The 17,328-nt window shown below is 65.8% G+C and carries 16 protein-coding genes; 9 read left to right on the plus strand and 7 right to left on the minus strand.

Annotation, left to right across the window (positions count from 1 at the left end; translation table 11 throughout):
- Window positions 1–168: 168 nt before the first annotated feature.
- From phnE to N5C91_RS03130, 4 genes are read right to left on the minus strand one after another with little or no spacing between them, the layout of a single operon-like run.
- Complete coding sequence (phnE, locus tag N5C91_RS03115) at window positions 169–939, minus strand: phosphonate ABC transporter, permease protein PhnE (protein WP_279827913.1); 771 nt, start codon at window positions 937–939, stop codon at window positions 169–171.
- Window positions 936–1,778 carry an ABC transporter permease gene (locus N5C91_RS03120; RefSeq protein WP_279827915.1) on the minus strand — a complete coding sequence of 281 codons (843 nt, stop codon included), beginning with the start codon at window positions 1,776–1,778 and terminating at the stop codon, window positions 936–938. The genes phnE and N5C91_RS03120 overlap by 4 nt, the downstream gene beginning before the upstream one ends.
- Window positions 1,772–2,578 (minus strand): phosphonate ABC transporter ATP-binding protein, encoded by an 807-nt coding sequence (locus N5C91_RS03125; protein WP_279827917.1) that lies wholly within the window; start codon window positions 2,576–2,578, stop codon window positions 1,772–1,774. Before N5C91_RS03125 ends, N5C91_RS03120 begins: the two co-directional genes overlap by 7 nt.
- Window positions 2,575–3,432: a putative selenate ABC transporter substrate-binding protein gene (locus tag N5C91_RS03130; protein WP_054907404.1), complete on the minus strand. Its 858-nt coding sequence runs from the start codon at window positions 3,430–3,432 to the stop codon at window positions 2,575–2,577. The genes N5C91_RS03125 and N5C91_RS03130 overlap by 4 nt, the downstream gene beginning before the upstream one ends.
- Window positions 3,433–3,597: 165 nt before the next feature.
- Here N5C91_RS03130 and N5C91_RS03135 point away from each other — a divergent pair, with 165 nt between their 5' ends.
- A complete protein-coding gene (locus N5C91_RS03135) occupies window positions 3,598–4,497 on the plus strand; it encodes an NAD(P)-dependent oxidoreductase (RefSeq protein WP_279827920.1) in 900 nt (299 codons plus the stop codon).
- Entirely contained in the window at window positions 4,494–5,285 is a 792-nt protein-coding gene (locus tag N5C91_RS03140; protein ID WP_236201462.1) for a TIM barrel protein, read from the plus strand. The genes N5C91_RS03135 and N5C91_RS03140 overlap by 4 nt, the downstream gene beginning before the upstream one ends.
- Window positions 5,286–5,299: 14 nt before the next feature.
- On the opposite strand, the gene N5C91_RS03145 is transcribed toward N5C91_RS03140, so the two are convergent.
- Window positions 5,300–7,462 carry a bifunctional diguanylate cyclase/phosphodiesterase gene (locus N5C91_RS03145; RefSeq protein WP_236171764.1) on the minus strand — a complete coding sequence of 721 codons (2,163 nt, stop codon included), beginning with the start codon at window positions 7,460–7,462 and terminating at the stop codon, window positions 5,300–5,302.
- Between the two features lie 296 nt (window positions 7,463–7,758).
- On the opposite strand from N5C91_RS03145, the gene N5C91_RS03150 reads away from it, so the two are divergent.
- A complete protein-coding gene (locus tag N5C91_RS03150; protein ID WP_279827924.1) occupies window positions 7,759–9,417 on the plus strand; it encodes a phosphoethanolamine--lipid A transferase in 1,659 nt (552 codons plus the stop codon).
- Between the two features lie 79 nt (window positions 9,418–9,496).
- On the opposite strand, the gene N5C91_RS03155 is transcribed toward N5C91_RS03150, so the two are convergent.
- Complete coding sequence (locus N5C91_RS03155; RefSeq protein ID WP_236171760.1) at window positions 9,497–9,949, minus strand: universal stress protein; 453 nt, start codon at window positions 9,947–9,949, stop codon at window positions 9,497–9,499.
- A 499-nt stretch (window positions 9,950–10,448) separates the two neighbouring features.
- Window positions 10,449–13,301: an RNA polymerase-associated protein RapA gene (rapA, locus tag N5C91_RS03160; protein WP_279827927.1), complete on the minus strand. Its 2,853-nt coding sequence runs from the start codon at window positions 13,299–13,301 to the stop codon at window positions 10,449–10,451.
- 228 nt (window positions 13,302–13,529) lie between these two features.
- Between rapA and N5C91_RS03165 the strand changes: the two genes are divergently transcribed.
- The 6 genes from N5C91_RS03165 (at window position 13,530) to N5C91_RS03190 (ending at window position 17,324) form a co-directional block, all read left to right on the plus strand.
- Window positions 13,530–13,835: an aspartate-semialdehyde dehydrogenase gene (locus tag N5C91_RS03165; protein WP_236171757.1), complete on the plus strand. Its 306-nt coding sequence runs from the start codon at window positions 13,530–13,532 to the stop codon at window positions 13,833–13,835.
- 49 nt (window positions 13,836–13,884) lie between these two features.
- A complete protein-coding gene (locus N5C91_RS03170) occupies window positions 13,885–14,484 on the plus strand; it encodes an alpha-ketoglutarate-dependent dioxygenase AlkB (RefSeq protein WP_236171755.1) in 600 nt (199 codons plus the stop codon).
- Window positions 14,481–14,642 carry a hypothetical protein gene (locus N5C91_RS03175; RefSeq protein ID WP_088419735.1) on the plus strand — a complete coding sequence of 54 codons (162 nt, stop codon included), beginning with the start codon at window positions 14,481–14,483 and terminating at the stop codon, window positions 14,640–14,642. Before N5C91_RS03170 ends, N5C91_RS03175 begins: the two co-directional genes overlap by 4 nt.
- A 204-nt stretch (window positions 14,643–14,846) precedes the next feature.
- Window positions 14,847–14,957 carry a cytochrome c oxidase subunit CcoM gene (ccoM, locus tag N5C91_RS03180; protein WP_024764625.1) on the plus strand — a complete coding sequence of 37 codons (111 nt, stop codon included), beginning with the start codon at window positions 14,847–14,849 and terminating at the stop codon, window positions 14,955–14,957.
- A 182-nt stretch (window positions 14,958–15,139) separates the two neighbouring features.
- On the plus strand, window positions 15,140–17,128 hold the full coding sequence (locus N5C91_RS03185; protein ID WP_279827932.1) for an FUSC family protein: 1,989 nt from the start codon (window positions 15,140–15,142) through the stop codon (window positions 17,126–17,128).
- Window positions 17,115–17,324, plus strand: a complete 210-nt coding sequence (locus N5C91_RS03190) for a DUF1656 domain-containing protein (protein WP_236171751.1) — start codon at window positions 17,115–17,117, stop codon at window positions 17,322–17,324. The genes N5C91_RS03185 and N5C91_RS03190 overlap by 14 nt, the downstream gene beginning before the upstream one ends.
- Window positions 17,325–17,328 lie beyond the last annotated feature (4 nt).

Below are 17,328 nucleotides of genomic sequence, written 5' to 3' on the forward strand. Positions count from 1 at the left end.
CCGACGTACTCGATAAAAAGCCCGGCCTGTGTGCCGGGCTTTTTATTGCGTGCAGTTCAGCCCCGCCAGGCGACGGCGGTTTTCCCGCAGGAGCGAGCTTGCTCGCGAACGGATTCACCAACTGCTCCTGCGCTGGGGCAGTTCGCGAGCAAGCTCGCTCCTACAAGGTTACTGGCTCACCCAGCGCTGCCGTGCCCAGGCGCTCAGGCTGTCGACACAGAGCACCAGGAGCAGCATGGCGATGATCACCGTTGCCGCCTGGGCCTGCTGGAACAGGCTGAGGCTGAAATACAGCATCTGCCCCAGGCCCCCCGCGCCGACGAAGCCGAGCACGCTGGCCATGCGGATGTTGTTCTCCCAGCGGTAGAGCATGTACGCCACCAGCTGTGGCCAGACGGCCGGGAGGGTGCCGTAGCTGAAAGCCGCGATGCGCCCGCCACCAGCCAGGCGTATCGCCTCCGCCGGGGCGCTCGGCGTATTTTCCAGCGCCTCGGCGAACAGCCGGCCGAGCACGCCACCGGTGTGCAGCGCCAGGGCGAGCGTGCCGGCGTTCGGGCCCAGGCCCGCGGCCAGCACCATCAGTGCGCCCCAGACCAACTCCGGTACCGCGCGCAGGGCGTTGAGCAGTAGCCGCGACAGGCTCTGCGCGATGCGCCCGAAGCGCCCGGCCGCCGGCAGCGCGAGAAGCATGCCCAGCACTGCTGCGAGCAAGGTGCCAATGGCCGACATGGCCAGGGTTTCCAGGGCACCGCGCCCGACTGCCGCGACATGCGTTGCGCTCAGGTCCGGCGAGAGGAAGTCGCGCCCGTAATCGAGCATCTGGCCCAGGCCGCGCGCGTCGAACAGGCCGCCGCTGTCCATCTCCAGGTAAGCGAAGGACGAGCCGATGGCGAGCAGGATCAGCAGCAACCAGCCCAGGCTGCGCAGCAGGCTGCTCATTCGAGCCTCCCGCGGAGGAAGCGGCTGAGCAGATCGGCGCCCAGCACCAGGACCAGGAAGGTCAGCAGGATGCTCGCCACTTCACCACCGGCGAACATGCGCAGCGACAGGTCGATCTGCTGGCCGAGGCCTCCGGCGCCGACGAAGCCCATCACCACCGAGGCGCGGATCGCGCATTCCCAGCGGTAGACGGTGTAGGAGATCAGTTCCGATGCCGCCGAAGGCAGCACGCCGTAGGCGAAGGCCTGCAAGCGCGAGCCGCCGGCCAGCAGCAGGGCGCGGGTCGGGCGTGGGTCCACCGACTCGAAGATTTCCGCGTAGACCTTGCCGAGCATGCCGCCATAGGTGATCGCGATGGCCAGCACGCCGGCGGTGGGGCCCAGGCCCACGGCGCGGACGAACAGCAGCGCCCAGACGATCTCCGGCACGCTGCGCAGCACAATCAGCAGGCCGCGCACCGGCCAGCGCAGCGCTCGCGCCCACCAGGCCGGCAGGCCGCCGCGGGGCAGGGCGGAGATCGACAACGCGCGGGTCGCCAGCAGGGCGGCGGGGAAGGCGATCAACCAGGCCAGGGCCATGCCGGCGGTGGCGATGGCGAGGGTTTCCAGGGTCGCGCGGCCGAGCAGGGCGAGGAACTCTTCGTCATGGGCCGGTGGCCAGAAACCGCCGAGGAAGTTGGCCATGGTCCGTGCGTTGTCGCCGCTGAACAGGCCGGCGATATCCAGCTCGGATAACTGCAGGCCGGGCCATAGCAGCAGGAGCGCGAGCAGGGTGAGCAGCAGGCGCGGCAGCGCCGCCGGGTCGCGGGGCGGGCTCTTTGAGAGCGCTTGGTTCAGCATCGCGGAATCTGCACCACCACCGGTTTGCCCACCGGCGAGGAAGCATCCTGCTGGCCAAGCTGCTCGTTGGCGTAGAGGGCGCGCAGGTCTTCGGCAGTGACGCTCCCCGCCGCCTTGTCGAAGGCAATGCGGCCATCGCGCACGCCGACGATGCGCGGGAAGTGCTCCAGCGCCAGGTCCACGGCATGCAGGCTGGCGAGCAAGGTCACGCCACGATTCTGCGCCTCGCGGGTCAGTACGCCGAGGGTGTGGCTGGCGAGTACCGGGTCCATGGCCGAGACGGGTTCGTCTGCGAGCAGCACTTCGGCTTGCTGGTACAGCGCACGGGCGATGCCGACCCGTTGCAGTTGGCCACCGGACAGCTGGTCGCAGCGCTCGAAGAGCTTGTCGCCCAGGTCCAGGCGTTGCAGCTCGCTGCGGGCGCCGGCACTGTCGAGGGGGTAGAGCAGGCTCGCCAGGCTTTTCCACAGCGGCCACTGGCCGAGTCTCCCGGCGAGCACCGCGGTGACTACGCGCTGGCGCGGTGGCAGCGGGGGAGCCTGATGCACCAGGGCAACGCGCGAGCGCAGGCGCTGGCGTGCGGAACCACTCAGGGCCCAGGGTTGGAGGCCGAGCAGGTCGTAGTTGCCGGAAGCGGGTTTCAGTGCGGTGGCGAGGATGCGCAGCAGGGTGGTCTTGCCGGCGCCCGAAGGGCCGATGATCGCCACCCGTTCACCGGTTTCGACGCTGAGGTCGATACCGGCGAGCGAGCGCTGGCCGTTGGCGTGGATGTGCTCCACGCCGGTCAGTTTCAGGGTCACTTCAGCAGGCCGGCGGCGCGCGCCGATTCCTCGATGCCCTTGTAGTTGTCAGGCTGGGTCTCGATGAAGCGGCTGGCCGCCTGCAGGTCGAGGATTTCCTTGTCGCGCGGCTTGCTCGGGTCGAGAGCGAGGAAGGCCTTCTTGATCTTCTCGGCCAGGGCCGGATCGAGGTTGCCGCGCACGGTCCAGTTGTAGTCGTAGTAGGTCGGGGTGGTGGCGAAGACCTTCACCTTGTTGGTGTCGACCTTGCCGCTATCCACCAGCTTCTGCCAGACCGAGGCGTTCAGCACGCCAGCATCGACCTTGCCGGCCTGGACCCAGGCCACGGTGGCGTCGTGGGCGCCGGAGTAGGCCACGCGGGAGAAGAACTGCTCGGGCACCACGCCGTCCTTCTGCATGAAGTAGCGCGGCATCAGGCTGCCGGAGGTGGACGATACCGAGCCGAAGGCGAAGGTCTTGCCCTTGAGATCCTGGATCGATTTCACGTTCGGGTCGGCGGTGATGAATTTGCTGGTGAACTGCTGGTCCTGCTCGCGCTGTACCAGCGGAATCGCATTGCCAGTCTTCAGGCGCGCCTGGACGAAGGTGAAGCCGCCCAGCCAGGCCATGTCGAGGCGATCGGAGGCGAGTGCCTCGACCACGCCGGCATAGTCGGACACCGGGATGAACTTCACCGGCATGCCCAGTTGCTCTTCGAGGTACGCGCCCAGCGGCTTGAACTTGCGCAGCAGCTCGGTCGGGGCCTCGTCGGGAATGGCGGAGACCTTGAGTTCCTTCGGTGTATCGGCGTGGGCGAAAACAGCGGACAGGGACAGAGCGAAACCGGCGGCGAGCGCCAGGGTGCGTTTGAGCATGGGGAGAGTTCTCCGGGTCAATGGCGGAAAAAACTCCGGGAGTATAGTGGCGGCGCGCCTGTTTGGCTGCCTTCGACTTCACCACGCCGGGTTCGGCAGGGAGGTGATGGTGCCTGCTAGAATGCCGCTCCCCGTACTTTCCCGCCCTTGTACCGGAGATCGTCCATGTCGTCCGCCAGCCCCTCCCTTGCCTTCGCCGGCCTCGGCCTGATGGGTGTGCCCATGTCCCGCCGCCTGCTCGCCGCGGGTTTTCCGCTGGCCGTGTGGAACCGTTCTGCCGGCAAGCGCGAGCTGCTTGCCGGTGAAGGCGCACAGGCGGTGGAGACGCCCGCGCAGCTGTGCGCCCAGGCCGAGGTGGTGATGCTCTGCCTGGCCGATACCGCTGCCGTGCGTGATGTGGTGTTCGGCGCTGGCGGCATCGTCGAAAACGCCCGCGCCGGCCAGGTGCTGGTGGATTTCTCCAGCCTGGAACCAGCCGCCACCCGCGAGATGGCCGCCGAGCTGGAAGCGCGTACCGGCATGCGCTGGGTCGATGCGCCAGTTTCCGGCGGTACGCCGGGCGCCGAGGCTGGCACCCTGGCGATCATGGCCGGTGGCCGCGTCGAGGACATCGAGCGTGTGCGGCCGATCCTCGCCCATCTGGGCCAGCGCCTGACGCGCATGGGGGATGTGGGTGCGGGGCAGGTGACCAAGGTGTGCAACCAGATGATCGTCGCCTGCAACGCCCTGGTGATCGCCGAAGTAGTGGCGCTGGCGGAGAAATCCGGCGTCGATGCCAGCCTGATCGCTTCCGCCCTGGCCGGCGGTTTCGCCGACTCCAAGCCCTTGCAGATCCTGGCTCCGCAGATGGCGCAGAGCCAGTTCGAGCCGGTGAAGTGGCACGTGCGCACGCTGCTCAAGGACCTGGACACTGCCGTGAAGCTTTCCCGCGAGGAAGGCTCGGCCACGCCCATGAGCGGCCTTGCCGCGCAACTGATGCGCCTGCACGGCAGCCAGGGCAATCTTGAACGCGACCCGGCTACCCTGGTCGAGCAATACCGTCTTTCGAAGGAATTCCCCGCATGAAACTCTGCGCCAACCTGTCCCTGCTGTTCACCGAAGTCCCGCTGCTGCAGCGTATCGACGCCGCCGCCAAGGCCGGTTTCGAGGGCGTGGAGATCCAGTTCCCCTACGACGTCCCCGCGCAGGAGCTGAAGGCCGCGCTGGACCAGGCCGGCATGCCGCTGGTGCTGATCAACCTGCCGGCCGGGGACCTGATGCAGGGCGGGCCGGGAATTGCTGCCGTGCCCGAGCGTGCGGCGGAGTTCGAGGCGGCGCTGGCCAAGGCGCTGGACTATGCGCGCATCGCCAGGCCGCAGCACGTCAACGTGCTGGCTGGCCGGCTGGTCGAGGGGCAGGAGCGCGAGGTCGCTCTGCAGACGCTGGCCGAGCGCCTGCGCAGCACCTGCGATGCCTTCGCCGGCACGGGCACCGACGTGCTGATGGAAGCCATCAACTGCCATGACATGAAGGATTTCCTGCTCAACACCCCGGAGCACCTGCAGGACATGCTCGAGCGCGTGGCACGGGAAAACCTGCGCGCGCAACTCGACCTCTACCACATGGCACGCATGGGCCTGGAGCTGGTGGATTGCATCTATGCGCTGATGGGGCAGATCGGCCACGTGCAGTTTGCCGACTACCCCGAGCGCGGCGAACCGGGCTCGGGCGAGATGGAGTTCGAGGTGCCGCTGCAGGTACTCGACGATGTCGGCTACGACGGCTGGCTGGGCGCCGAGTACCGTCCCACCGGCACCACCGCCGACTCCCTGCGCTGGTTGCCACGCTGGCGCGCGGGCAAGTTCGACTTCTGATGCGGCGCCGGGCCTCAGGCCTGACTGCGCAGTAGCGCCGAATCGCTGTCCTCACGGTACGCCTCGAGGAACTCCACCAGCGCGCTGAGGGGCAGGGGGCGGCTGAACAAATAGCCCTGGGCCAGCTCGCAATGGTTGTCGCGCAGGAACGCCAGCTGCTGCGCATGTTCCACGCCTTCGGCGATCACCTTCAGGTGCAGCTTCTGCGCCATGGCGATGATCGCCTGGGCGATTTCGCTGTCGCGGCGTGATTGCGGCACGTCGCGGATGAAGGAGCGGTCCACCTTCAGTGCATCCAGCGGCAGCTGGCGCAGGTAGGACAATGACGAGTAGCCGGTGCCGAAATCGTCGATGGACAGGCTTACGCCGAGGTCGCGCAGGCGGTTGAGCAGCGGGATGGCCTGGCTGATGTTGGACATCACGGCGTTCTCGGTGACTTCCATTTCCAGGTAGTGCGCGGCGAGGCCCGTGTCCTCGAGGGTCTGCTGGACTTCATCGACCAGCCCTTCGCGGCCCAGGTTGCTGGCGCAGCAGTTCACTGCCACCCGCAGATCCGTGTAGCCCAGATCGTGCAGGCGGCGCAGGTCCTGGCAGGCGCGGCGCATCACCCAGGCATCCAGTGCGCCGATCAGGCCGTTGGCGGTCGCCAGGCCAATGAACCGATCCGGCGCCAGCAGGCCGTGGGTCGGGTGTTTCCAGCGCACCAGGGCTTCGAGCTGCTCCACTTCGCCGTGGCCGATGCGCAGGATCGGCTGGTAATAGAGCACCAGCTCGTCATCCCACAACGCCTTGCGCAGTTCCTCTTCCAGCTGCAGTTCCTGGGTTGCCTTGGTCTTCAGGTGCGGGCTGAAGAAGTGGGTGGCGTTGCGGCCGTTGCCCTTGGACTGGTACAGCGCCAGGTCGGCATGCTTGAGCAGCTCTTCGGGTTGCTCACCGTCGTTGGGGAACAGGCTGATGCCCACGCTCATGGTCATCACCAGGTTGCGCCCGGCGGTGCTGATCGGCTCCTTCATGCGCTGCATCAGACGCTGCGCGAGAATGCGCGCCTCATGGTCCTCACCCAGATCGGCGAGGATGCAGAATTCGTCGCCGCCAAAGCGTGCCAGCAGATCGGTGCTGCGCAGCGCGCTGCGGATTCGCTCGGAGACGATGCACAGCAACTCGTCGCCGGCGGCATGGCCGAGGGAGTCGTTGACCCGTTTGAAGTGATCCAGGTCCAGCAGGATCACCGCCATGCCCTGGCCCTTCTGGCGGTTGCGTTGCAGGCGGGCCTCGAACTCGTCGTTGAGGGCGTTGCGGTTATGCAGGCCGGTGAGGCCATCGAAGCGCGCCAGTTTCTGCAGCGAGGCGTTGGCGTTGTCCAGCTGGTTGAGCAGGGCATTGACTCGGCTCAGCTCGCTTTCCTTGCTTTCCAGGCTGTCCTCGATCCACGCCGCCCAGAGCCCGGCCAGCACCACCGCCAGCGCCAGCAGGCCGACCATCAGGCCAAGCTGGATGGCGTTGTTGCGCCCCAGGTCCGCCACCGGCGCTACCCAACTGGGCAGGGTCAGGGTCAGGGCGGCCATGCCGGTGAAGTGCATGCTGGAAATGGCACCGCCCAACAGCAGGCTTGCGAGAATCTGGTAGACCCACTGGCGCCGGGCCGGCTGGCGATTGAGTACCGGCGCCAGTACCAGTGCGACGAAGGCCACCAGCACCGCCATCAGTACCGAGAGGGCTACCAGCAGCGGGTCATAGTGCTGCATCGGCGGCGCCTCGATGGCAGCCATGCCGGTATAGTGCATGCCGGCGATGCTGGCGCCGATGCAGCAGGCGGCGAGCAGGTATTGCATCGGGCTCAGCCCGGCGTGGGCGAGCAGGCGCATGGCAATGATGCAGATGGCGATGGCAATGAGCAGCGAGAGCAGCGTCAGGCCACCGGAGAAGTGCAACGGTACCGACGAATGGAAGGCCAGCATGGCGACGAAGTGCATCGACCAGATGCCGCTGCCCAGGCAGATGCCGCCGACCCACTGCCAGCGATGAGCATGTTGCGGCGCGCGGACCATCCGTGCGGTGATGTTCAGGGCGACGAAGCTGGCGACGCAGGCGATGAGGATGGCCAGCAGGACCAGCCCGGGGTTGTGGGAACACTCCAGCAGCACAGCATCGGGTAAGGCGTCCTTCTGCCAGTCCATGGGCGGGATGCTCCGGATGTCGGGGGAGGTAGTGGGCGAATTGATATCACTTTGATGTGAGTCTAGGAAGTCGCCCGTGGCTCGCAAGGTCGCGACGGCCTTTCCGACAAACTGATTAACACCAAACGATGTACGGTAGTGCCATCTGTCCAGGCGATCGCAGATCCGACCACTGGCCGAAAGCTTGTAGCCAACTTGACACTTTTTTGACTAACTGCCCGCTAGAGTTGCGCCGCCGGCCGGCAGGGTCGGCCATCCCAATTCCTATCCGACTATCGATGTAAGGAGTGCGCTCGATGTCCGAGGGCAAGCGCCGCCTCTTCCCCCAGGTCAGCTCCACACGGCTGGTCCTGCTGTTCTCGCTGGCACTGGTGCTGTTCTACAACTTCGCCACCTGGCGGGCGTTGAACAGTCTGGTTCCCATGGAAGGCCTCTGGGGCGTGGCGTTCTTCGCGTCTTTCGCTTTCTTCCTCTGGGCAGCCTTCACCCTGCTGCTGACGCTGGTGTCCTTCCGTCCGCTGCTCAAGCCGGTGCTTACCCTGGTGGCGCTGGTCTCGGCGGCAGCGGCGTATTTCATGAACTCCTACGGTGTCGTGATCGATACCGTGATGGTGCAGAACGTCATCGAGACCAACCCCGGCGAGGCCACTGCGTTGTTCAGCGCGCGCATGGTCGGCTACCTGCTGGTGCTGGGCGTCCTGCCGGCAGCGATCATCTGGCTGACGCCGGTAAGCTATCGACCGTTCTTCCGCGGCCTGCTGAACAAGGTGCTGGTGATCCTCGGCTGCCTGGTGGTGGTCGCCGTCTGCGTGGGAGCCTTCTACTCCACCTACGCCCCGGTGTTCCGCCAGGAAGAGAAGCTGACCCACTTCATCAACCCGACCAACTACATCTATGCGGTGAGCAAGTTCACCAAGCAGCGCCTGGGCATCAAGGAAAAACTGGTGGTGCAGCCGATCGGCGAGGACGCGGTGATGCCGCGCAAGGTGAGCGCCGACGGTCGCAAGTCGCTGATGATCTTCGTGGTGGGTGAAACTGCCCGGGCGGATCACTTCTCCCTCAACGGATACGCCCGCGATACCAACCCGGAACTGAAGAAGCTGGACATCATCAACTTCACCAATGTCAGTTCCTGCGGCACTTCCACGGCGGTATCGGTGCCCTGCATGTTCTCCAAGTTCCCCCGCGAGGACTACAGCGACAAGAAGGGCAAGACCAACCAGGGGCTGCTCGACATCCTCCAGCGCGTCGGCGTTTCGGTGCTCTGGCTGGACAACAACAGCGACTGCAAGGGCACCTGCCTGCGCGTGCCCAACCGCGACATTCCCAAGACCCAGCCCGGTCCCTTCTGTGACGGCAAGAACTGCCTGGATGAGGCTCTGCTGCAGGACTTGCAGGCCTATATCGACGGTCTGAAGGACAACGCCATCATCGTCCTGCATGCCGATGGCAGCCATGGTCCGGAATACTACGACCGCTATCCCAAGACCCTGGAGCGCTTCACTCCGGTGTGCCGCACCAACCAGCTGGGCAGCTGCAGCAGTGAGGAGCTGGTGAACGTCTACGACAACACCATTCTCTACACCGACTTCTTCCTGTCCAAGGTGGTGGAACTGCTCAAGCACAACGAAGAGCGCTTCGACACCTCGATGCTCTACGTCTCCGACCATGGCGAGTCGCTGGGTGAGAACGGCGTGTATCTGCACGCCGCGCCCTATGCCATCGCACCGCAAGCGCAGACCCACGTGCCCATGGTGATGTGGTTCGGCAATGGCGCATTGGGTGGCATGGGTGTCGATCGTGGCTGCCTGGAGAAAAAAGCCGGTGGCACCGAGCTGAGCCACGACAACCTGTTCCACTCGGTACTCGGTCTGTACGGCGTGCATACCAGCCTGTACCAGCCGGACCTGGACATCTTCCACTCATGCAAGCGCGACATGACTGCCGCCCAGTGAGCCGGCGATGACCTGAACCACGGCCATGAAAAAGGCCCTGCGGCTTTCGCCGCAGGGCCTTTTGTCTTTGTGCAGCTTGTTACTTCTCGCGGACCAGCAGCACCGGGCGGTTGCTGACGCGCAGCAGGCCCTCAGCGACGCTGCCCAGCATCAGGCGGCGTACACCACGGCGACCGTGGGTGCCCATGACGATGATGTCGGCCTTGGAGGCTTCGGCCTCGATTTCGATGCGCTCGGCGATTTCCTCGCTGGCGCGTTCCTGGCAGACCCGCTCGAAACTGGACTTCACCGGGTATTCGGCAATCTTCTCCTTCGCCTTGCCGAGAATGTCATCGGCGGCCTTCAGCGCGGCTTCGCGCAGCGGTTCCGGGTTGTAGTACACGGCGTAGTCGGGCAGATGCCGCAGGGGGCTGTCGACGATGGTGACGACACGCAGCTCGCCGCCGCTGAGTTGGGCCAGCTTGGCCGCTTCGACCAGGGCACGGTCGGAAACCGGGCTGCCGTCCACCGCTACCAGAATGCGCTCGTACATGATGTGTTCCTCAATGAGTGGCTTGGTAAGAAAACTCTATCCCCCCGAGGGCGAGATTCCCTTGCGCAGCGTCAATGGTAGACGGTGTGCCCGAACGTGCCGGGAATAGAGCGGCGTAACGCGGTGTTTCAGTCTCACGGAGCGTAGGAGCGGACTTCGTCCGCGATCGTGTCATCCACGCGCCTGTCTTGCCCACGGAGCCGCCGATTCGACATCGCGGACGGAGTTCGCTCCTATGAGATACCTCTGCGCTTGGGCCGTCCCTCACCCTGGCCCTCTCCCAAGGGGAGAGGGGACCGTTCGGTGCAGGATGAATCTTGGGTGTCAGCCGGTACGGATTGCGCCCTCTCCCCCGGGAGGGGGCTGGGGTGAGGGGAAAGCATCGGCACGGGCTTCCCGAGAAAGACAGTTGCTCCCACACAGGCTGGCATGGACAGGTGCCCATGAAAAAAGCCGCCACCGGTTGCCCGGTGGCGGCTTCTTCATTTCGGGTGCGGGGTCAGCCGGCAACCAGCACGCGGATCGCCTCCAGGCGCAGCGAGGCTTTGTCCAGCATCGCCAGGCTGTCATCGCGCTGCTTGCGCAGGGCGTCCAGCTCGCTGTCACGCACACTGGGGTTGACGGCCTTGAGCGCGGTCAGGCGCGCCAGCTCTTCGTCCAGGGTCGCTTTCAGCTGCTGGCGAGCGGCTTCCACGCGTTCAGCATGGCGCGGGGTGATCTTGGTCTCGGCCACGGCGAACTGCTTGGCCAGCACATCGCGCTGGGCCTGCACGAACTTGTTGGCGCTGGCGCGCGGCACGCTTTCCAGCTGGTCGTTCAGGGTGTCGAAGGACACGCGCGAGGACAGGTCGTTGCCGTTGGCGTCCATCAGGCAGCGCAGCGCCACTGGCGGCAGGAAGCGGCCGAGCTGCAGCTTGCGCGGTGCCACGGCCTCGCTGACGAACAGCAGTTCCAGCAGCACGGTGCCGGGCTTGAGTGCCTTGTTCTTGATCAGCGCCACCGAGGTATTGCCCAGCGAGCCGGACAGCACCAGGTCCATGCCGCCCTGCACCATGGGGTGTTCCCAGGTGAGGAACTGCATGTCTTCGCGGGCCAGGGCCTGGGCGCGGTCGTAGGTGACGGTCACGCCTTCGTCGTCGCCCAGCGGGAAGCTGGCGTCGAGCATCTTCTCGCTCGGGCGCAGGATCAGCGCGTTCTCGGAATGGTCCTCGCTGTCGATGCCGTAGGTGTCGAACAGGCGCTCCATGTAGATCGGCAGGGCGAACTGGTCGTCCTGTTCCTCGATCTCTGCTACCAGCGCCTCGCCTTCGCCGGCGCCGCCGGAGTTGAGCTCCAGCAGGCGGTCGCGGCCGTTGTGCATCTCGGCTTCCAGCGCTTCGCGGGCAGCGGTGCCTTCGGCCAGCAGGGCCGCGAAGGCGTCATCGTCGCCGCCGTCCAGCAGTTCCACCAGGCGCGGGCCGAAGCGGTGCTGCAGGGCATTGCCGGTGGGGCAGGTGTTGAGGAAGGCATTCAGCGCCTGGTGGTACCACTGGAACAGACGTTCCTGCGGGCTGTTCTCCAGGTGCGGCACGTGGATCTGGATGGTGTGCTTCTGGCCGATCCGGTCCAGGCGGCCGATGCGCTGTTCCAGCTGGTCCGGGTGGGCCGGCAGGTCGAACAGCACCAGGTGGTGGGCGAACTGGAAGTTGCGGCCTTCGCTGCCGATTTCCGAGCAGACCAGCACCTGGGCGCCGAACTCTTCATCGGCGAAGTAGGCGGCGGCGCGGTCGCGTTCGAGGATGCTCATGCCTTCGTGGAACACGGTGGCCGGGATGCCGGACTTCAGGCGCAGGGCGTCGCCCAGGTCCATCGCGGTTTCGGCGTGGGCGCAGATCACCAGCACCTTGTACTGCTTGAGCATCTTCAGGGTGTCGATCAGCCACTCGACGCGCGGGTCGAAGCGCCACCAGCGGTTGTTCTCGTCGCCATCCTCGGCCTGGGCCTGGAAGCTGACTTCCGGGTAGAGGTCCGGGTGCTCGCCCAGCGGCAGCTCCATGTACTCGATGGGGTTGGCCAGCACATAGGGATGCAGTTGGCGTTCCGGGAAGCCCTGCACCGCAGCGCGGGTGTTGCGGAACAGCACGCGGCCGGTGCCGTGGCGGTCGAGCAGCTCGCGCACCAGACGTGCACGGGACTCTTCGTTGCCACCCTCGACGCTGGCCAGCAGCTCGTCGCCTTCGCTGCCGAGGAAACCGTGGATGGCCTGGCGCGCGGCAGGGGAGAGAGTGCCCTGGTCGACCAGTTCCTGCACCGCCTCGGCAACCGGGCGGTACTGGCTACTTTCGCTGCGGAAGGCTTCGAGGTCGTGGAAACGGTCCGGGTCGAGCAGGCGCAGGCGCGCGAAGTGGCTGTCCAGGCCGAGCTGTTCCGGGGTCGCGGTGAGCAGCAGCACGCCGGGGATGACCTGGGAAAGCTGTTCCACCAGCTGGTATTCCGCGCTGGCCTGCTCCGGGTGCCACACCAGGTGGTGCGCCTCGTCGACCACCAGCAGGTCCCACTCGGCAGCGAACAGGGCGTCCTGGGCCTTTTCATCCTCGCGCAGCCACTCCAGGGCCACCAGGGCCAGTTGGGTGTCTTCGAAGGGGTTGCTGGCATCGCTCTCGACGAAGCGCTCGCGATCGAACAATGCGACTTCCAGGTTGAAGCGCCGGCGCATTTCCACCAGCCACTGGTGCTGCAGGTTTTCCGGCACCAGGATCAGCACGCGGCTGGCGCGGCCGGAGAGCAGTTGGCGATGAATCACCAGGCCCGCTTCGATGGTCTTGCCCAGGCCCACTTCGTCGGCCAGCAGGACGCGCGGCGCCATGCGGTCGGCGACTTCGCGGGCGATGTGCAACTGGTGCGCGATGGGTTGCGCGCGGGCGCCGCCCAGGCCCCAGAGCGAGGACTGCAGCAGGCGGGTGCGGTGTTCCAGGGTGTGGTAGCGCAGGCCGAACCAGGACATCGGGTCGATCTGCCCGGCGAACAGGCGGTCGCTGGCCAGGCGGAACTGGATGAAGTTCGACAGCTGGGTTTCCGGGACGGTGTGCTGCTCGTTCTGCGCAGTGAGGCCGTGGTAGATCAGCAGGCCGTCGATCTCGTCCACTTCGCGGACGGTCATCTTCCAGCCTTCGAAATGGGTGATCTCGTCGCCCGGGGCGAAACGCACGCGGGTCAGCGGCGCATTGCGCTCGGCGTACTGGCGGGTATCACCGGTGGCGGGATAGAGCACTGTGAGCATGCGGCCGTCCAGCGCCAGGATGGTCCCCAGCCCGAGTTCCGCTTCACTGTCGCTGATCCAGCGTTGACCGGGTTGATACTGCGCCATGGACACCTCCCAAAAAAGCCGGCTATGGTACCGGAACGCGCAGCGTTCAGCGATGGCCGTCGGCGCCTCCGGTCGTCCGAAATTATCGGCGGGGCCTGTGGCCGAGGCGCACTCATCGCAAATCGTGGAAAGTGTAGCGAGGCGCGCTCAAGTCTGTCGCCGCTGCGCCGATAGCCTGACCAGAGGACTTCCCACAGCGCTTCCTGCAGGGGCTGATGCCCCGGACCCAGCATCATGCTGCCGCCCATTCCGCATAGTCTGGCACCTGTCACTGCGCAGCAGGACGTGCCCAAGCCGCGACCGGATGTCACCCCGGTGACACCGCCTGCGCCCAGCGCAGGCAATGCTGGCGTTGAGCTGGAGCGCCGCCCGGACGAAGAGGCCCTGCGCGAGGAGTACCAGCGCCGGCGCAAGCGCCGCCAGCTTGCCGATGGCACGCCGGAGGGCGAAGCGCTGGAAGAACTGGAGGAAGTGGAGGAGCTGGGCGCGGATGTGCAGGCTGCCCAGCGCAAAGGGCTGTGGATCGATGTCGAGGTCTGACCGCGCAGCAGCGTAGACTGACCGCACCGCTGGTTCCTGCGAGCTTTCCATGCTTTTCGACGACGCCCCGATCCTGCTTGCCGATGCCGAGTTGCGCCTGATTCCCGACTGGTGCCCACCATTACGTGCGGCTCGCTGGCTGGAGCAATTGCTCGCCGAGACGCCCTGGGAGCAGCCACAGGTGCACCTGCACGGCCGCGATTATCCGGTGCCGCGCCTGGTCAACTGGTACGGCGACGCCGAGGCTTTCTATACATACTCCGGGCTGACCCACGCACCATTACCCTGGACGCCGCTGCTGGCGCAGATTCGTGCCGCCGTGGAAGAGGCGGCCGGCCAGCGCTTCAACGGCGTGCTGCTCAACTACTACCGCGACGGCCAGGACTCCATGGGCTGGCACAGCGACGACGAGCCCGAGCTCGGGCGCAACCCGCTGGTTGCCTCGCTGAACCTGGGCGGTACGCGTCGCTTCGACCTGCGGCGCAAGGGGAGAAACACAATCGAACATTCCATTGAGCTGCCCGGTGGATCGCTGCTGGTCATGTCCGGCGCGACACAGCATTATTGGCAGCATCAGGTCGCCAAGACGCGCCGTCCGGTTGCGCCGCGCCTGAATCTGACTTTCCGCCTGGTGCATGCCCTGCCATGAGCAACGACGACAAGCTGATCGACTTCACCGCCGAGCGCGACAAGCGCATCCACGACGTGCACGAAAAGCGTCTGCAGGACGTGCGCAAGGCCTTCGAGCAGGCGTTGCCTCTGGGCAAGCCGCGCAAGAAAGGCAAGAGCAAGCCCAAGAAACGCTGATTTACCCCCTCCCAGGGCCGCAAGGCCCCGCTCTGCGCGGCTTCCCGCCGCACCCGATCGCCGTCGAAACTTGACCTGCGTCAGTGCTCCGGCCCTCCTCGGAAAGCGCCTTGTCGACCATTGATCCAGGTCAATTTGCCCCGCCCGGCCGCCGGTAATCTGCACACATCCCCAGACGATGTGAGGCAACAGGAGGCCAGCATCATGTTCATCGACGAAGTGGTTCTAGCAGGCATCCTTACCGTCGGACTGATGGTTGTTTTCTTCGGTGGGGTCGGAATTTTCATCTGGAAGGACAGCCACAAGAAGAGCTGATCCTTACAGATACACAGAGCACGCAAGGCACTTCGGGCGACTTAGGTCGCCCGTTTTTTTTGCCTCGACGAAAGTGGGGATGACATATTGTTAGCTTGCTAATAATATTATGAGCAACGATTCCGTCATTCCCTTTGCCGACTATCGTTAAGCGATAGACCCGGACCCTTTCGAGAGACCGCGTGCGACCTACGCTACAGGCATTCCTCGCGCCGGATACGCTGGCGCTGAAATTCGCGATCAAGACCCTGCTTGCCGGCGGCCTGGCGCTCTGGTGCGCCTTCCGCTTCGACCTGGAGCAGCCACAGTGGGCGTTGATGACCGTGTTCATCGTGTCCCAGCCGTTGTCGGGCATGGTGGTAGCCAAGGGCATCTTCAGGCTGATCGGCACGGTGGTCGGCACCATCATGTCGGTGGTGATGATTGCGCTGTTTGCCCAGACACCCTGGCTGTTCCTGCTGGCCATCTCGCTTTGGCTCGGCCTCTGCACGGCGGCCTCGACGACCCTGCGCAATCATGTCTCCTACGCCTTCGTGCTGTCCGGCTACACCGTGGCGATCATCGGCCTGCCGGCGATCAGCCATCCGCTGGACGTTTTCGATCAGGCCGTGGCGCGCAGTACGGAAATCTGCCTGGGGATTCTCTGCGCTTCGGCGGTCAGCGCCATCCTCTGGCCGCGGCGCGTCGAGGCCAACCTGGACAAGCAGGCCCACGCTACCTGGCTCACCGGCATGCAGGCCGCGCGCAGCGAGATCGATGCCGATGCGCGGCAGATCAAGGGCCTGCTGCAGGCGCTGGGCAAGATCGTCGAGGTCGATGTGCAACGCGACCACGCCTGGTTCGAGGGGTACCGTGGGCGGATGCGTTCGCGCGCGCTGCGGATTCTTTCCCGCGATCTGCTCAGCCTGCTGCGCACCGCGCGCGGCGTGGCTCGTCAACGCAGCGTGCTGGATGCCGAAGACCGGGCGCGCCTGCAACCCTGGTTCGAGGAGCTGCGCGCCACCCTGGAGGACCCCCAGGTCGACGCCATGCGCTCGTTGCAGGAGCGCCTGCAGGAGGCCGGCCTGGATGAAAACTACTCCAACGACCTGCGTTACTGCCTGACTCGCTGCTCCTTGCTGCTGCTCAAGGCGCTGAGCTCGGAGCAGACCATGCGTGCGGTTGCCGACGGGCGGGTGGACGATGTCGCCACTGGCACCCTGTCCTGGCACCGCGACTGGCTCATGGCGCTGTTCTATGGTCTGCGCAGTGCATTGGCGCTGCTGGGCATGTCGGCTTTCTGGATGGCTACTGCCTGGCCGGCGGCTACCGGCGGCATGCTGCTGGCGGCGGTGATCTGCAGCCTGTTCGCCAACCGCGACAATGCCGTCACCATCGGCCTGGGATTCCTGCGCGGGATTCTCTATGCGATTCCGGCGGCAGCCGTCGTCAGCCAGTGGCTGCTGCCGCAGTGGAACGGCTTCCCGTTGCTCTGCCTGGCGCTGGGCGTGCCGCTGTTCTTCGCCCTGCTGGGCATGGCCACGCCGGCGCTGGCGGGCACGGCGACGTCCTTCTCGATCCATTTCATCACCCTGGTGGCGCCGAGCAATGTGATGAAGTACGACCTGGCCAACCTGCTCAATTCCGCCCAGGGCATCGTCATCGGCGTAGGCTTCGCGGTTCTGGTGTTCCGTCTGCTCACGCTACCTGCAGATTGGCTCAACCGCCGGCTGATCCAGGCCACCTGCGAAGACCTCGGGCGCCTGACCCGGCGGCCGTTGGCCGAAGCCGAGAGCTGGTTTGGCGGGCGCATGGCCGACCGCCTGATCCGCCTGGCGCGGCACTACACCCTGTTGCCCAGGGAGGAGCAGCGGCGCTGGCAGGACGGCCTGTTCGCCCTTGACCTGGGCAACGAACTGATCCACCTGCGTGCCTGCCTCAACGGTGCGCATGGCCAGTTGCGCAAGCGTCGCGACCAGTTCCTCGGCGCCCTGGGCAGCGTGCTGGAAAAGGGCCCTGGGGCAGGGCGCGAGCAGCGTCTGGAAAGCCTGTGTCCGGCCCTGGACGAAGCCCTCACGCACGATCTGCAGGGCGACAACGAACCCAACCGTCTGGCCCGCGCCGCGCTGGCGCAGTTGCGCCATACCTGGCGCCAGTGGTGCCGTCTGGAGGACGTCAATGGGACTGCATGAGTACGGCTGGGGCGGGGTGTTCCTGAGCCCGCTGTTCATCTACGCGGTGCTTGCCCTGGGCCTGACGGTCGTGTTGCGCCTGCTGCTGCAGGCCACCCCCTTCGGGCGCTGGATCTGGCACGAGGCGCTGTTCGACTGTGCGCTGTTCGTACTGATTCTCTGCGCCATCACCTGGGCGCTCAGTACTGCGCCTTGAGAGG

Origin of the sequence: Pseudomonas sp. GD03903, assembly GCF_029840045.1 — a bacterium.
In the GTDB taxonomy this organism is placed as follows: domain Bacteria; phylum Pseudomonadota; class Gammaproteobacteria; order Pseudomonadales; family Pseudomonadaceae; genus Pseudomonas; species Pseudomonas pseudonitroreducens.

Coding starts and splice junctions, on each gene's coding strand:
- N5C91_RS03190 (WP_236171751.1), top strand. CDS start 17,115: ATGGGACTGCATGAGTACGGCTGGGGCGGGGTGTTCCTGAGCCCGCTG.
- N5C91_RS03140 (WP_236201462.1), top strand. CDS start 4,494: ATGAAACTCTGCGCCAACCTGTCCCTGCTGTTCACCGAAGTCCCGCTG.
- N5C91_RS03170 (WP_236171755.1), top strand. CDS start 13,885: ATGCTTTTCGACGACGCCCCGATCCTGCTTGCCGATGCCGAGTTGCGC.
- N5C91_RS03165 (WP_236171757.1), top strand. CDS start 13,530: ATGCTGCCGCCCATTCCGCATAGTCTGGCACCTGTCACTGCGCAGCAG.
- N5C91_RS03120 (WP_279827915.1), bottom strand. CDS start 1,778: ATGCTGAACCAAGCGCTCTCAAAGAGCCCGCCCCGCGACCCGGCGGCG.
- N5C91_RS03135 (WP_279827920.1), top strand. CDS start 3,598: ATGTCGTCCGCCAGCCCCTCCCTTGCCTTCGCCGGCCTCGGCCTGATG.
- N5C91_RS03130 (WP_054907404.1), bottom strand. CDS start 3,432: ATGCTCAAACGCACCCTGGCGCTCGCCGCCGGTTTCGCTCTGTCCCTG.
- N5C91_RS03175 (WP_088419735.1), top strand. CDS start 14,481: ATGAGCAACGACGACAAGCTGATCGACTTCACCGCCGAGCGCGACAAG.
- ccoM (WP_024764625.1), top strand. CDS start 14,847: ATGTTCATCGACGAAGTGGTTCTAGCAGGCATCCTTACCGTCGGACTG.
- phnE (WP_279827913.1), bottom strand. CDS start 939: ATGAGCAGCCTGCTGCGCAGCCTGGGCTGGTTGCTGCTGATCCTGCTC.
- N5C91_RS03150 (WP_279827924.1), top strand. CDS start 7,759: ATGTCCGAGGGCAAGCGCCGCCTCTTCCCCCAGGTCAGCTCCACACGG.
- N5C91_RS03155 (WP_236171760.1), bottom strand. CDS start 9,949: ATGTACGAGCGCATTCTGGTAGCGGTGGACGGCAGCCCGGTTTCCGAC.
- N5C91_RS03145 (WP_236171764.1), bottom strand. CDS start 7,462: ATGGACTGGCAGAAGGACGCCTTACCCGATGCTGTGCTGCTGGAGTGT.